The sequence below is a fragment of the Flavihumibacter profundi genome (assembly GCF_020076305.1).
GTDB classification, from domain to species: domain Bacteria; phylum Bacteroidota; class Bacteroidia; order Chitinophagales; family Chitinophagaceae; genus Flavihumibacter; species Flavihumibacter profundi.
In genome coordinates, this window is record NZ_JAIQXE010000001.1 from 479,349 (window position 1) to 494,545 (window position 15,197).

Here is a 15,197-nt window from a genome sequence, read left to right on the forward strand (position 1 = left end):
GTTTTTTTATGCCGGTACCGGTATAGTTAAAATTTCATCCAGCTCACTATGTGCTTTCTTTTTAGAAGAAAGATAGGAGTAGATGGCCGGAATTATATACAGCGTAAGGATCAGGGAAAACATGATACCACCCACTATTACAATACCCAGCGGGATGCGGCTTGTAGACGCGGCACCCATTGAAAGTGCGAGCGGCAAAGCTCCCAGTGACATAGCGAGGCTGGTCATCAGGATAGGGCGGAGCCTGCTTACGGCTGCCTCAATAGCAGCGGGTGTTTTAGCCATGCCATCAATTCGTTTGTGGTTGGCAAATTCAACAATCAGGATGCCATTTTTTGTAACCAGTCCAATTAACATGATCATTCCGATCTGGGAGAAGATATTCAGTGTCTGGTCGAACAGCCAAAGCGATAGCAATGCACCAGCCATGGCCAGGGGCACTGTAATCATGATAATGAACGGATCTATAAAGCTTTCAAACTGGGCAGCAAGGATCAGGAAAATAAGTCCAAGTGCCAATAAAAATGCAAAGCTGGTATTGCTGGTACTTTCAGCGAAATCGCGGGATGTTCCGGCCAATGAAGTCGTGAAACTTTCATCCAGTAGTTTTTTAGCGATACCCTCCATTTCCTTAATACCGTCCCCGACAGTCTTACCCGGGGCAAGTCCGGCTGAAACGGTAGCTGACTTATACCTGTTAAAATGATAAATGGTTGGTGGGGTCGTTTCTTCCGTGAATGATACAATGTTATCAAGGGAAATCGCCTGACCGGTTTTGCTGCGGACATAAACCGATTTCAGGTCGGTTGGCTCATCGCGGTCGTTCCTGGCGAGCTGGCCAATTACCTGGTACTGTTTTCCTTCTTTTATAAAATATCCCAACCTGCGGTTACTCAGTGCAAGTTGCAGTGTTGAAGATACATCTTCAATGGAAACACCAAGCTGACTTGCTTTCAGGCGGTCAACATTTACCCTCAGTTCGGGCTTATTGAATTTCAGGTCAACGTCCACGCCCTGGAATACCGGGTTTTTATTCGCTTCTTCAATGAACTGGGGTAATACCTGCCGCAGTTTTTCAAAATCGATATTTTGTAAAACAAACTGAACAGGCAAGCCACCTCTACGGTTTACGGCAATGGTTTGTTCCTGGATAGCAAAAACCCTTCCTTCATTGAATCGCGATAAATTCCTGGTAACCATATCCACAATTTGCTGCTGGCTGCGTTCCCTTTTGTCCGGATCAACCAGTAACATCCTCAGGAAACCGGTATTAACCGAACCAGAGCCTGAAAAACCAGGTGCTGTTACGGTAAGCATAACCTGCTTTTCAGGCACAGAATCAACCACAAACTGGCCGATGCGGTCAACATAGGCATCCATATAATCAAAAGATGTGCCTTCCGGGGCGGTAATCGACAAACGGAACTGGCTTCTGTCTTCCATTGGAGCCAATTCTGACGGGATGTTTTTTCCGATACTATATATAATTCCAAAGCAAATAATGATGATCACAAAAGATATCCAGCGGACACGCATAAATGCCGTAAGTGTTCTACGGTAAAAATTTTCCAGCCCGGTAAAGAATGGTTCTGTTTTAATATAAAACCAGGAATGGTGATGTTTTTTCCTGGTGAGTTTAACGTTCAGCACAGGTGTCAGGGTAAGGGAAACAAATGCTGAAATAAGCACTGCACCAGCAACGATAATTCCGAATTCGCGGAACAGGCGACCTACAAATCCCTGTAAAAAAACGATGGGTAAAAATACAACAGCAAGCGTAATGGAGGTTGCAATAACTGCAAAATAGATTTCCTTGGAACCCTCTTTTGCAGCCTGCCATTTATCCATCCCCTTTTCCATCTTCTTAAAGATATTCTCTGTAACTACGATGCCGTCATCAACAACAAGCCCGGTTGCAAGCACAATGGCCAGCAAGGTTAATACATTGATGGTAAATCCCATCAGGTACATAATGAAGAATGCCCCGATCAGTGAAACCGGGATATCAATCAGCGGGCGAATGGCAATTATCCAGTCGCGGAAAAAGATGTAAATGATTAAGACTACCAGGACAAGTGAAATGAGTAATGTTTCCTTTACTTCCAGTATTGATCGTTTGATGAAAACGGTTTGGTCCAGTGCTATATCCAGGCTGATATCTGAGGGTACTTCTTTTTTTATCTGTTCGTAGCGCTTGTAAAACTCTTTACTGATCTCAACATAGTTTGATCCGGGTTGCGGGATAATGGCCAGTGCAATCATCGGGGTTCCGCTCGCCTTTAAAATAGTTTCTTCATTTTCCGGGCCAAGTACAGCCTCACCAATATCTTTTAATCGTATATCTGCGCCGGGGACATTTTTAACGATGATATTATTAAATTCTTCTTCTGTATTGAGCTGCCCAAAAGTACGCACTGATAATTCCGTGGCGTTTCCTGCTATTTTGCCGGAAGGAAGTTCCACATTCTGTGCTTTCAAAGCGGCCTGGACATCACCAGGTGTTAATCCATAGGCCGATAATTTGGAAGGGTCAAACCAGATACGCATGGCATATCTTTTTTCTCCCCAAATCTGGATCCCACTAACACCAGGAATAGTTTGCAACCTTTCCAGCAGGTTATTGGTGGCATATTCGGTAACCTGTAACTGGTTCCTGGTATTGCTTTGCACAGTCATCGACAATATAAAATCAGAACTGGCATCAGCTTTTGAAACAACAGGCGGCGCATCGAGGTCATCCGGAAGGGAACGCACGGCTTGTGATACTTTATCACGAACATCATTTGCAGCTGCCTCAAGGTCAATATTCAGATCAAATTCGACCGTGATATTACTGGTACCCTGGCTACTGCCCGAGGTAATATTCTTTACACCTGCTATCCCATTGATGGATTTCTCCAGTGGTTCAGTAATCTGTGATTCAATAATATCAGCATTTGCGCCGGGATAGGAGGTCCTTACGTTTACAATAGGGGGGTCAATAGCGGGGTAATCCCTTACACCAAGGAACTTATACCCGATAAGGCCGAATACTATGATAATAATATTCATTACGATCGCCAGTACCGGCCTCCTTAAACTCAGTTCAGAAATATTCATCTTTTACTTAGTTAAGTTTGGTGATTTCCAGTTTGGAATCAGGTTTGATAGAAAGTAATCCGGTAATAACAATGGTGTCACCTGCATGGATTCCCGAAATAATCTGTACGAAGCTGGAGTCACGAACCCCTGTAGTAACTGTTTCGAAAACAGCATTTCCATTCCTGCTGACAATTACTTTTTTATACCTCGCTTGTGGAATTACTGCCTGGGTTGGAACCATCAGTGCATTTTTATCCTGCCCAAAATCAAGGGTCACTTTAGCAAATGCACCGGGTATTAATTGCGGCGATTTTGTTGTTACCACAGCCCTGACCTTTAAACTCCTTGTTTCTTCCGTTACAGCCTCTTCTGTTGCAATAATTTTAGCCGGATTTAATTTCTCAGATCCTTCCACCATAAAATTCACAATGTCGCCAGTCTTGATTTTGCTACTGTATTTTTCGGGAACAGTGAATTCAAGTTTCAGCTGGTCTTCCTGCCGGATATTGGTAATGAGTGTTAATGGTGTTATATACGCCCCTAAGCTGATATTCCTCAATCCCAGTTTACCGGAAAAAGGTGCCCTTATTTCAGTTTTCTGGATGGAAGTTGCGATAAGTTCCATATCAGCCTTTATATTGTTCACCTGCAAAACACTCAGGTCATATTCCTGCTTACTGATACCTTCAATTTTTAAAAGTTCAGCCTGCCTAGCTGCTGTTTGTTGGTAGATTTCCAGCTGCACTTTTAGCTTATTTAATTGAGCCTGGAGGTCGGCATCATATAGTTTCACCAATAAAGTTCCTTTGCTTACGGATTGGCCTTCATGGATATTCAGTTGTGTAACCCGACCAGACACCTCAGTTCTTAATTCGGTGGCTTCAAAGGGGATGATGCTTCCCGGAACTTCCAGTTTTTCACTGACAGTTTTGGTTTTAACCAGGAATCCTTCAACTTTCATAGGCATCGATTGGCCCTTGCCTGAACCAGCTGGACCGGGTGCGGCAATCTTTTTGTCGGTTTTCGAGGTACAGGCAGATAAGGACAAAAGGCTTATCAAAAAAAACACTAATCCATTTCTGGAAATAAATAAACGCATGGGCTTGCTGCTTGGTTAAAGTTGGAACAACGGTAAAATTAACAGATTTAAAAAACAAATGGCTATTCGATCTTGTGGATACGACGGTAAAAATGCAAAAGGCCTGAATCTTTGTTCAGTGGTTCTCATAGATTATGAATGGAAAAAAATCAGGGTTTTAAGGCTTGCTGATAACCCTAAGGGATCTTTTTACCTGGTGGGCCTTTCTTACCAGGTCATGCCGGTCTTTGCCTACAATGGTAATATGCCCCATTTTCCTACCCGGCCTTGTTTCCTTTTTACCATAAAGGTGGATATAACAGTCTTCCAAAGCCAACACATCTTCAATTCCTTCATATACTGCCGGACCGCTATGGCCTTTTTCCCCAATCAGGTTTACCAGTGAGGAAGCCATAATGGCTGCAGGTGATCCAAGGGGATAATCAAGTAATATCCGCCAAAGCATATCGTATTGGGAGGAATAATGGGCTTCAATGGTATGGTGGCCGCTATTGTGGACCCTTGGCGCAGTTTCATTCACCAGCACGTCCCCGTTTGTATCAACAAATAATTCTACTGCGAATAATCCCGGTGATGCAAGGGCAATAGCAAGTTTCCTTGCAATAGCTTCCAGGCGCCATTTGGTTTTTTCGGGAATATCTGCCGGGGAAATCTGGTAATCCAGTAAATTCAGGTTGGGATCAAATACCATCTCTACCGGAGGGTACATCACAGCGCTTCCTTTACTATCAATAGCAACTATAACGGATATTTCCTTACTGATGTTGATTTTCTTTTCCAACACGCTTGGCGCATCAAAGCCAAGGGAAATTTCATCGGCTGTATTGATTAACTGAACCCCTTTGCCATCGTAACCGCCTTCTCCTAATTTATGTGCGGCAGGGAAGAAATTGCGGTGGTTATAAAGGTCTGTTTTATTCTGTGTTACAATAAATGGAGCAGTTGGTAATTCCAGTGCCTGGTAAAATTCTTTTTGCCTGATTTTATTTTTAATGGTGCGCAGGGCAGAAGGCTTTGGGATTACGGTTATTCCTTCTTTTTCCAGTTGTTCCAGTGCATCTACATTTACAGATTCTATTTCAATGGTCAGCGCTTCAACCTGTTTCCCGAAACGATATACGTCTTCAAAATTCCTGATATCACCTACTATGAATTTATGACACAAATGGGCTGCCGGACATTCGGCATCATTTTCCATAACCCAGGTCTCCACCGGGTAATTTGCTGCTTCTTGTAGTAACATCCTGCCTAATTGCCCGCCCCCGAGAATTCCAACTTTTTTCATTGCACAAAAATACGGGGAAGATTAATGTGGCCATATGCTATCTTTGAATCATGGTTCCCGACTATCCCCATAAGTTGTTTCCCGATCACCGCAGGCAATACTGTTTGCTGATGGAATCACTGGCCATGCAGGCTGGCAGGGCGCGATAGTCAACCACCGCTTACCGCTTACCATTTACCGCTCACCAAAATTCCCTGTATGTCCCACTCAATAGCAACCCGCTTGCAACAGCATGCCAATACAGATTTTCTTCCCCTGGAAGGCACCGATTATGTTGAATTTTATGTAGGCAACGCCAAACAGGCGGCGCATTTTTATAAAACCGCTTTTGGCTTTCAAAGCCTGGCATACGCCGGACCAGAAACGGGTATGAAAGAAATAGCCAGTTATGCCGTCCGGCAGAATAAACTAACATTTGTTTTTACCACCCCTTTGCGACCTGGCAATAGTATGGCAGACCATATTTATAAACATGGCGATGGCGTGAAAGTGCTGGCGCTTCGGGTTGATGATGCCCGGAAGGCCTGGACTGAAACCACTGCCAGGGGAGCCGTCAGTTGTAAAGACCCGGTTGTATTGAAAGATGACCATGGCGAAGTGGTGGTTAGTGGTATCCGGACTTATGGGGAAACTGATCACTATTTTATTGAAAGGAAAAATTACAAAGGTGATTTCCTGCCCGGGTACCAGACCTGGGAAAGCAATTATAACCCACCAGAAACCGGTTTACAATATGTTGACCATTGTGTGGGAAATGTTGGCTGGCACCAAATGGACAAATGGGTGAAGTTTTACGAGGATGTAATGGGTTTCAGGAATATCCTGAGTTTTGATGATAATGACATTTCTACAGAATACTCTGCCCTGATGAGCAAGGTAATGAGTACTGGAAATGGTTATGTAAAATTTCCGATCAATGAACCCGCTGAAGGAAAAAAGAAAAGCCAGGTAGAGGAATACCTTGAATTCTACAATGGGGAAGGATGCCAGCATGTGGCGCTTGCTACCAATAATATTATCGAAACAGTAACTGCCCTGCAAAGCCGGGGCGTTGAATTCCTGAAAGTACCACCGGCTTATTATGATGATTTGCTGGATCGCGTTGGTGAAATTGATGAAGCCCTTGAGCCATTGAAACAATTGGGGATTCTTGTCGACCGTGATGAGGAAGGTTATTTGCTGCAGATTTTTTCAAAACCCGTGGAAGACCGTCCAACCCTGTTTTTTGAAATCATTCAGCGGAAAGGGGCAAAAAGTTTTGGCAAGGGAAATTTCAAGGCACTCTTCGAAGCCATTGAAAGAGAGCAGGAAAAGCGCGGTAATTTGTAATCCACAGGGTGGGGAGAATTCTAACTTAGTATTACCGATTCTTTGTATTATTTTTAAGGCGCGGTATTGTTACTATGAATAAAATCCTGTTTACTCTTGGTTTGGTTTTGTCGGTTTTTTCTCTGAAATCACAAAACTCAATCCAGCCTAATTTTGCTGAATACCAGCGGAATTTCCCCCGTTTTAATGGTGCGTTAGCTAAAAGAGAAGATTCCCTAATCAGGCAATTCAGGGAAAAGGGTTTGGAATGGCCAGCCAAATACCTTTATATCAGGTCCTTTAAATACGATAGCCAGCTTGAGGTCTGGGTAAAAAATGAAAAGGATGAGCCATTTAAATTGTTCAAGACTTATAAGGTCTGTGCAATGGCAGGTACCCTCGGGCCTAAAAGAATGGAAGGGGATTACCAGGTGCCTGAAGGTTTTTATTATATCAATGAGTTCAATCCCCGCAGTATTTACCATTTGTCCCTTGGATTGAATTACCCGAATGCATCTGACCGGTTCCTGAGTGATGCCATCCAGCCGGGTGGTGATATCTATATTCATGGCAGCTGTGTAACTACGGGGTGTATCCCAATAACTGACACCCAAATTGAAGAACTATATTTAATGGCGAGCTATGCCAAGTCATTTGGGCAGGATTTTATCCCGGTGCATATTTTTCCTGTAAAATTTAATAACCGACGCAGTTCCGAATACCTTAACAGGTATGTAAGGGATTTTGCTGATTACGCTAACCTGGCAAGCAGCCTCAAGGAAGTGTTTTACTATTTTGAAAAATATAAGAAGTTGCCGGTTATTATGGTAAATGGCCGGGGTAGTTATGTACTGGATGAGGACGTGAAATCTGCACTGCCCAGTCTGGAGAAAAAAATAATTCCATCAGCTCCCGTCATTAAAAAACAGCGCATTACTGTTCCCTTTAATGAAAAGGATATTCCCAATACGGTACAGAAATTGCCTGAATTTCCAGGTGGTATAACAGCTTTCAAAAATTACCTGCGGCAATTAAACCTTGAACTTGCGCCATTCTTAAAGGAAGACCAGCATACTGCCTATATTTTAGTTGAATTCATTGTAGATAAAAACGGCAAGGTGCTGAATCCAAAAATCCTGAAAGGTGGAAATGACCAGTTGAATGAATACCTGTTAGATGCATTGGAGCAAATGCCCGACTGGAAGCCTGCGGTTCGTGATGAACGCAACACTCCAGTAAATGTTCCCATGAAATTGAAACAGACCATTCTCGTAGAGACAAAACCTGAGGCCTAACGCATCACAATTTGTGCTGTTTCCGGAGATTGTTGCCGAAGGACTACTTCATTATTCCCGATTAATTTTTGCATTACTTCATGGTGGTAATGCCGCACAGTTAAGAGGCGCAAACCCTTTTCAACAACCACATCAAAATATATTGCGGCTTCAAGGGCCAGTTGCTCAATTTTTTCGGGTTTGTCGTCGAGGCAACAAAGGAAGCTTATCGCCCCATTTTGCGTAAGGTTGGGTTTAATGGACAGTTGTTCAAAGAGATGGTATAAATGTCCCACAGATTTCTCACCAATAAAAGAAAAGTCTTTCGATTTCAAATGGATCAATGCCTGGTTCTCTTTCATGACAATAATCGGTGGCAAACCCTGAACAGTTTTATTATGGATCACAGTACCTGGCAAAGAAGGATCCAGGAAACATTTCACATATAACGGTATGCCTTTATTCTGAAGGGGCTTAATAGTTTTCGGATGAATTACCTGGGCACCATAGTAAGCCATCTCAATAACTTCAGTATAGTTTAGTTCGGGGATCAATTGGGCATCGGGATATTGCTTTGGGTCTGCATTCATTACGCCTTCAACATCTTTCCATATTGTTTGGCTTTCAGCATCCAGCATATTGGCAAAAACTGCTGCGGTATAATCACTTCCTTCCCTTCCAAGGGTTACACTTTCATTTTCATCAGTTGCGCCAATGAACCCCTGGGTAATAACCATCCTGTTTTTTTTGAACAAAGGTTTCACCTGCTGGTCAACCTGCTTCTGTGAAAATTCCCAGTCGATATTTGCATCCCTGAAATTATCGTCCGTGCGGATAATATCACGAACATCAATCCAGGTATTTGCTATCCCTTCTTCATTTAGAAAGGCACTCATAATAGCCGTGGATAAAAGTTCACCAACACAAACAATCTGGTCGTAATAATAATCGAATTTCCTTACCGGTTTATCATATAAAAGCCATTCCACTTCAGTGAAAAAGTTGGTCAGTGATTGTTCACAAGCCAGGTAATTCCTTACCAGCAGGTATTTCGCAGTTGTAAGGTGTTGCTGTTTTACCTGGCTGAATAATTGCAGCGATTCTTCCTTGTTTCCTGCGAAAAACTGTTCAGCTACTTTTTCCAGGGCGTTTGTTGTTTTGCCCATGGCAGAAATTACTATGAGTAATTCTTCCTTTTCAAAACTGTGTAAAATTTTCGCTACCTGTTTTATCCTTTCTATACTATTTACGCTTGCACCGCCAAACTTGAATACGCGCATATTTATCTGGATTGAAATTTAATTTTATTGGATCCGGGCCCCGAAACTACAATCAACCGGCTAGAATCTCCAATTTTTTGTTTCTTTGTTACTGTTCAAACGATTGCTTTATGACCACTATTAACAGGCAGGTCCTGACCCTGGATGAATTTACCATTCAGCAATTGCGCATATTTCCAAGGGCAACCGGTGAATTAAGCAACCTTCTCCGCGATATCGGCCTGGCAGCAAAAAGGATTAATGTTGAAGTGAATAAAGCCGGATTGGTAGATATACTTGGCGATTATGGCAGTATTAATGTCCAGGGTGAAGAAGTAAAGAAGCTGGATGTATTTGCCAATAACCAACTGGTTGGTGTATTGCGGCATGGTATAAGTTGTGCAGGTGTCGGCAGTGAGGAGTTGGATGAGATTGTGGTTTTTAATGATGTGGTCAGTAACCAATCCAAATACATTGTCTTGTTTGATCCACTTGATGGAAGTTCCAATATTGATGTAAATGTTTCCATTGGGACCATATTTTCTGTTTACCGGCGTAAAAGTGAATTGGGGGCACCTTGCAGGAAAGAAGATTTTATACAGGCCGGAATTAACCAGGTGGCCGCCGGTTATATCATTTATGGCAGCAGTACCATGATGGTGTATGCCACAAGGAGAGGGGTTAATGGTTTCACCCTTGATCCATCCATTGGTGAATTCTGCCTGAGCCATCCTGATATCAAATGCCCTGAATTGGGCAAAATTTATTCAGTAAACCATGGGAATTTCTTTCAATATGATGAAGGGGTCAGGAATTATATTACCAACTGCCAGAAGAAAACTTCAGAGACCGGTGGTCCATATACCCAGCGGTATATAGGCAGTATGGTCAGTGATGTACACCGGAATCTTATAAAAGGAGGGATTTTCATGTATCCGGGAATGTCTGATATGCCTGAAGGGAAATTGCGCCTGATGTATGAATGCAATCCATTTGCCTTTTTATTGGAAGTTGCCGGTGGGAAAGCTACCAACGGTAAAACCCGGATTCTTGATTTGGAACCTGCCGGCTTACATGAACGTTCACCATTTTTTGCCGGTAGTAAGGGCATGATGGAGGAACTTGAAAGTTTTCTCAAAAAATAGCTGTGGTACAATACTTGCTTATACCGGCTAAAGCATTTATGGTGGTTCGTAATCCGTTGATTTGTTTAGGTATTCTGTTAATGTTTTTTGTAGGCTGTAAAAGTCCTGCAAAGAGCACAGGCACCAACACAAAAACTTCCTCTTCGGCAATTAACCTGTCATCGCTGGAAAGCGATATCCTGGCAGAGGTTAACCGGCACCGTAAATCTATTGGGCTATATGCGTTGCAGGCAAACAGTGTTATTGGTTCTGAGGCAGCCCTGCACAGCCAGCATATGGCCAGCAAGCAGGTTCCGTTTGGTCACGATGGCTTTGAAGGCAGGATTTCCCGCATCAATAAAAGGCTCGGGGGAATTACCAGTTCTGCGGAAAATGTGGCCTACGGAAAAATGACTGCCCGTGAAGTAGTACAGGGATGGCTGAAAAGTCCGCCACACAAAAAAAATATGGAAGGGAAATATAACCTGACCGGAATCGGAGTTTCACGCAATAGCCAGGGGATTATTTATTATACACAGATCTTTTCACAAAAATCATAGTGTAAATTGTGGGCCTATGCAAGAACGCCCAATCATATCGGTTATCAACCTGGTTAAAAAATATGGCAATTTTGAAGCTGTAAAAGGCCTCAATTTCGAAGTTTATCCTGGTGAGATCTTCGGTTTATTAGGACCGAATGGTGCCGGAAAATCTACAACCCTTGAGATTATTGAAACTTTAAGGGAGAAGACAAGTGGTAAAGTGATCGTAGATGGCTTTGACCTGGACACAGCCCCGGAATCCATTAAAAAGATAATTGGTGTTCAGCTACAGGCTTCTGGTTATTACCCCGGATTGAACCTGACACAATTAATTGAATTGTTCGCTGGATTGTATAACCGAAATGTAGATCCTGGTAAATTACTTGGCCTTGTTAATTTGCAGGATAAGGCAAAAGCTAAATTTAAAAACCTGAGTGGCGGACAAAAGCAGCGGTTTTCAGTTGCTACAACCCTGATTAATGAACCCAGGATTATATTTCTTGATGAGCCAACCACCGGGCTGGATCCACAGGCGAGAAGAAGCCTGTGGGACCTGATTTCAGCCATTCGTAATAAAGGAACAACTGTTATCCTGACCACCCATTATATGGACGAGGCCGAGGTCTTGTGCGACCGGGTGGCAATTATAGACAATGGGAGGATCATAGCCCTGGATAGTCCCGATAAACTAATTGATCAACTTGTGGCAAGTGGTTTTGAGAGGCCGAAAGAAATGAAGCAGGCTAACCTGGAAGATGTATTTATTCAACTTACCGGTCATCATTTGAGAAATGGTGAATAGCAGATTTAATTTTATTTTCAGTTTATAAATTATGCCAATGAGTAATTCAGCCATTGACCCCAGTTATCCCATCGGAAAGTATGAACCCCAACCGTATTCAGCCACACTACACCAAACCTGGCTGAATGATATCCGGTACTTACCCCAATTGCTGGAGAATGCAGTATTAAACCTCGATGAGGCCCAATTGCTAACGCCTTACAGGAATGGTGGCTGGACTATTAAGCAGGTCATTCATCATGTTGCGGATAGTCATTCTAATGCCATGATCCGCTTCAAACTGGCTATGACAGAAGATAGTCCGACTATTAAACCCTACGATGAAAAAGCCTGGGCTGAACTGAATGATGTGCATGAATTGCCCGTCAATATATCATTTACATTATTGCATGCATTGCATGCGCGCTGGTATAGCTGCATTAAAGTGCTAACGGCAGATGAATTGCAATCAATGTCTGTTGTCCATCCCCAGCATAATAAAAAGATGACCCTCTGGCACTTATTAGGAATGTATGCCTGGCATGGCAAACACCATACTGCCCACATTACATCACTTAGGGAGCGCATGGGCTGGTAGTCCCCATTCCCCATTTAACATTCACGAATTACGATTCACCGCATGTTCTGGAAAACACTATCCTCCGAATACATCAGCAACCATATTTATTTTACTGCCCGCCGGGATCGCTGCCAGCGTGAGGACGGAACTATCGTGGATCCCTATTTTGTAGTGGAGTTGCCTACATCTGCTACAGCATTGGCCCTGACTGCAGAAAACAAAGTGCTGATGGTAAAGCAGTACAGGCATCCGATTGGGGAAGTGATCCTGGAAACTCCCGGCGGCTTTATTGACCCCGGCGAAGATTTTTCAACCGGTATGAAAAGGGAATTAATGGAAGAGACCGGTTATGATTTTGAGGAAATTGAATACCTGGGCAGGGTAGCAGCAAACCCTGGCGTGCTGAACAATTATACTGAATTGTACCTGGCAAAGGGAGGCGTAAAAGCCCGGGAACAACAACTGGACCACAATGAGGAAATTGAAGTTGTTGAGATTACCCTGGAAGAATTAACAGAGATGCTCATGCACCAGGAAATTAAGCAATCCCTGCATGTGAATTGCATTTTCTTCGCCTTGTTGAAAATGGGCAAACTGTCATTTACCGGTTAACTTCGCCCACTACAAAAACACTTCCGCAAACCAAAACCAGGTCTTTGTCACTGGCCGCATTTTTTGCGGCCTTTAATGCCGAGTTTACATCCTTGAAAATTTTACCGGTCAGTCCGGCTCCGGCCGCCATGGTCTGCAGCTGTTCAGCAGGAAGTGCCCGTGGGATCGAGGCTTGCGTAAAATAATAGGTTGCCCGTTGTGGTAATAAGGACAATACTTTACTGATGTCTTTATCTTTTACTATCCCCATAACGATATGCAAGTGGTTATAGTTTGTAAGTTCAAGTTGTTCACATATGGCTTTAATGCCATCTTCATTATGGCCAACATCAAGTATAACCCTTGGGTGGTCACTTATCTGCTCCCAGCGGCCATGCAGTCCCGTTAGTTTACGGGTATGTGCCAGTCCGGCGCTTATGGCAGTTTCCGGGATTATATAGCCCTTTTGTTGCAATAGCCTTATTGTTTGCAGGACAGCCCCAATATTTTTTGCCTGGTAAAAACCGTTGAGATCCAGAAGGTATTGGTGTGCATCCAGGTGCGCTGCTTCCTGTATAGTGACACTAAGCAGATGTTCCCTCTGTTCCCAGCTAATTACCTGCTGGAGTTCATTTGCATAATAGATCGGCGCATTTTTTTCAAGTGAAGCTTTCTGGAATACCTTTTTTGTTTCAGGGATTGTTTCTCCAATTACAACCGGGATACCTTCCTTGATAATCCCTGCTTTTTCTGTGGCAATTTTTTCCAGTGAATCGCCCAGGATATTCATATGGTCCCAACCTATGTTTGTAATTACGGAAATTTCGGGAGTGATTATATTGGTACTGTCAAGGCGCCCGCCAAGTCCAACTTCCACAACAGCAATATTAACTTCCTGCAAGGCAAACCACTCAAAAGCCATAGCCACGGTAATCTCGAAAAAAGAAGGTTCAATAACCGGGATAACTGTTTGCATTTTTTCTGTGAAAGCAACCACTACGTCGGGTGGTATCATTTCACCATTAATCCTGATCCTTTCCCGAAAATCTTTCAGGTGGGGGGAAGTATATAAACCGGTTTTATAGCCTGCTTCCTGCAGTATTGCCGCAAGCATGTGGCTGGTTGAACCTTTGCCATTTGTGCCGGCTATATGGATGGTTTTAAATTTCCTGTGGGGGTTATCATTTGCCTGTTCAAGTATCCTGATATTATGCAGGTCTTTTTTGTAAGCGCTGGTCCCGATTTTGGAAAACATGGGCAAGCGCGTGAACAGGTAATGGATGGTTTCTTGGTAATTCATCCCGGCAAAACTAATTGATGCGGGTAAATTAGCCTAACCAGCTATTTTGAATATGGTTAGTTCTTCAGCCTGAAGTTGAAGGTAATGGTGCCAATTTGTTCATCATCACCGCTGGCATTCAGTTTCAGCTGCATGGCTTTCCTGATGGCAATAGCTTTTAGGTTGGCATCAGAAGTTGTTGAGCCGCGGGGTTGGAAAACGGCGGAGAGAACTTTACCTGTTGCGTCTACCTTAATGTCAACGGCGACTTTTGCATTTTCGTTGAAATCATCTTCAAAAGAAGGGAATCGTACAATGTTGCGGCCGCTTAACCCGCGGGAAATACTAACGCCGGAACTTCCGGTTCCGCCATTGCCTTCATAATTTTTTGAATCAGGATTACCGCCTGGTTTGCCCTGGTCGCCTGATCCGCCGGCAATGCCCTGGTTGCCACCTTTTTTATAGCTGTCGGCTTCATTTCCTCCGGCGCCATTTCCACTGACTCCTTTAAATACGGCTTTCGGTTTGGGTGGGGCGGGAACTGGATTAACAACGGGCGTTGGAGGATTGGATTTGGGCTTAACAGCCTCTTCTTTCACGGGAATTTTAGTAGCATTTGGTTTAACAACTACCGGCTTCTTTACAGCCGGAGCATCATTATCGCGGTCATCAGTTTCAACATCACGGTTGTTTGCAGCCACCACTGCAGCTGCTTTAGGTGGCGAATATTTGGGCTGTTCAGCCGGCGCAGGTTTTTCAGGCGACATCGGTTGATCATCTCCAAAACCTTTATCACTGTTGCCAAGGTTTACCTCGATACCCTCCTCCATTGGCGGCGGTGGTACCACCGGCAAGGACCATTTCACCAAAAAAAGTATAAGTAACAGCATTCCAATTACACCGGCAGTGTAACTACCAGCGCGGATATTTTTCTGTACTTCAAAATCGGCGGTCATAATAAATAGGTTCTCTGATTACAAATAACGGGTTAACT

Annotated in this window: 13 protein-coding genes; 7 read left to right on the plus strand and 6 right to left on the minus strand. The window is 43.5% G+C overall.

What is annotated here, in order from left to right; all coding sequences use genetic code 11:
* Positions 1–6: 6 nt before the first annotated feature.
* The 3 genes from LAQ65_RS01995 to LAQ65_RS02005 all read right to left on the minus strand — a co-directional run bounded on the left by LAQ65_RS01995 (position 7) and on the right by LAQ65_RS02005 (position 5,465).
* Entirely contained in the window at positions 7–3,099 is a 3,093-nt protein-coding gene (locus tag LAQ65_RS01995) for an efflux RND transporter permease subunit (RefSeq protein ID WP_224115255.1), read from the minus strand.
* Positions 3,100–3,106: 7 nt separating this feature from the next.
* Positions 3,107–4,042, minus strand: a complete 936-nt coding sequence (locus tag LAQ65_RS02000; protein ID WP_224115256.1) for an efflux RND transporter periplasmic adaptor subunit — start codon at positions 4,040–4,042, stop codon at positions 3,107–3,109.
* Between the two features lie 295 nt (positions 4,043–4,337).
* Positions 4,338–5,465, minus strand: a complete 1,128-nt coding sequence (locus LAQ65_RS02005; protein ID WP_224115257.1) for a 5-(carboxyamino)imidazole ribonucleotide synthase — start codon at positions 5,463–5,465, stop codon at positions 4,338–4,340.
* 198 nt (positions 5,466–5,663) lie between these two features.
* Here LAQ65_RS02005 and hppD point away from each other — a divergent pair, with 198 nt between their 5' ends.
* Together hppD and LAQ65_RS02015 are read left to right on the plus strand one after the other, a co-directional pair.
* Positions 5,664–6,794, plus strand: a complete 1,131-nt coding sequence (gene hppD / locus LAQ65_RS02010; protein WP_224115258.1) for a 4-hydroxyphenylpyruvate dioxygenase — start codon at positions 5,664–5,666, stop codon at positions 6,792–6,794.
* 74 nt (positions 6,795–6,868) lie between these two features.
* Positions 6,869–8,068: a L,D-transpeptidase family protein gene (locus tag LAQ65_RS02015; protein ID WP_224115259.1), complete on the plus strand. Its 1,200-nt coding sequence runs from the start codon at positions 6,869–6,871 to the stop codon at positions 8,066–8,068.
* Here the strand turns inward: LAQ65_RS02015 and LAQ65_RS02020 are convergent.
* On the minus strand, positions 8,065–9,327 hold the full coding sequence (locus LAQ65_RS02020) for an aspartate kinase (protein WP_224115260.1): 1,263 nt from the start codon (positions 9,325–9,327) through the stop codon (positions 8,065–8,067). The genes LAQ65_RS02015 and LAQ65_RS02020 overlap by 4 nt on opposite strands.
* Positions 9,328–9,437: 110 nt before the next feature.
* Between LAQ65_RS02020 and fbp the strand changes: the two genes are divergently transcribed.
* Genes fbp through LAQ65_RS02045 form a run of 5 tightly spaced genes read left to right on the plus strand, consistent with a single transcriptional unit; the run spans position 9,438 to position 12,945 of the window.
* Positions 9,438–10,451 carry a class 1 fructose-bisphosphatase gene (gene fbp, locus LAQ65_RS02025; protein WP_224115261.1) on the plus strand — a complete coding sequence of 338 codons (1,014 nt, stop codon included), beginning with the start codon at positions 9,438–9,440 and terminating at the stop codon, positions 10,449–10,451.
* A 2-nt stretch (positions 10,452–10,453) separates the two neighbouring features.
* Positions 10,454–10,990, plus strand: a complete 537-nt coding sequence (locus LAQ65_RS02030) for a CAP domain-containing protein (RefSeq protein WP_224115262.1) — start codon at positions 10,454–10,456, stop codon at positions 10,988–10,990.
* 16 nt (positions 10,991–11,006) lie between these two features.
* Positions 11,007–11,774, plus strand: a complete 768-nt coding sequence (locus LAQ65_RS02035; protein ID WP_224115263.1) for an ABC transporter ATP-binding protein — start codon at positions 11,007–11,009, stop codon at positions 11,772–11,774.
* Between the two features lie 37 nt (positions 11,775–11,811).
* Positions 11,812–12,351 (plus strand): YfiT family bacillithiol transferase, encoded by a 540-nt coding sequence (locus LAQ65_RS02040; protein ID WP_224115264.1) that lies wholly within the window; start codon positions 11,812–11,814, stop codon positions 12,349–12,351.
* A 42-nt stretch (positions 12,352–12,393) separates the two neighbouring features.
* Complete coding sequence (locus LAQ65_RS02045) at positions 12,394–12,945, plus strand: NUDIX hydrolase (protein WP_224115265.1); 552 nt, start codon at positions 12,394–12,396, stop codon at positions 12,943–12,945.
* On the opposite strand, the gene LAQ65_RS02050 is transcribed toward LAQ65_RS02045, so the two are convergent.
* The gene (locus LAQ65_RS02050; RefSeq protein ID WP_224115266.1) at positions 12,935–14,224 is read right to left on the minus strand and encodes a bifunctional folylpolyglutamate synthase/dihydrofolate synthase; all 1,290 of its coding nucleotides are present in this window, start codon (positions 14,222–14,224) and stop codon (positions 12,935–12,937) included. The two genes, LAQ65_RS02045 and LAQ65_RS02050, sit on opposite strands and share 11 nt — an antisense overlap.
* Before the next feature lie 56 nt (positions 14,225–14,280).
* Entirely contained in the window at positions 14,281–15,159 is an 879-nt protein-coding gene (locus LAQ65_RS02055; protein ID WP_224115267.1) for a hypothetical protein, read from the minus strand.
* Between the last annotated feature and the right edge of the window lie 38 nt (positions 15,160–15,197).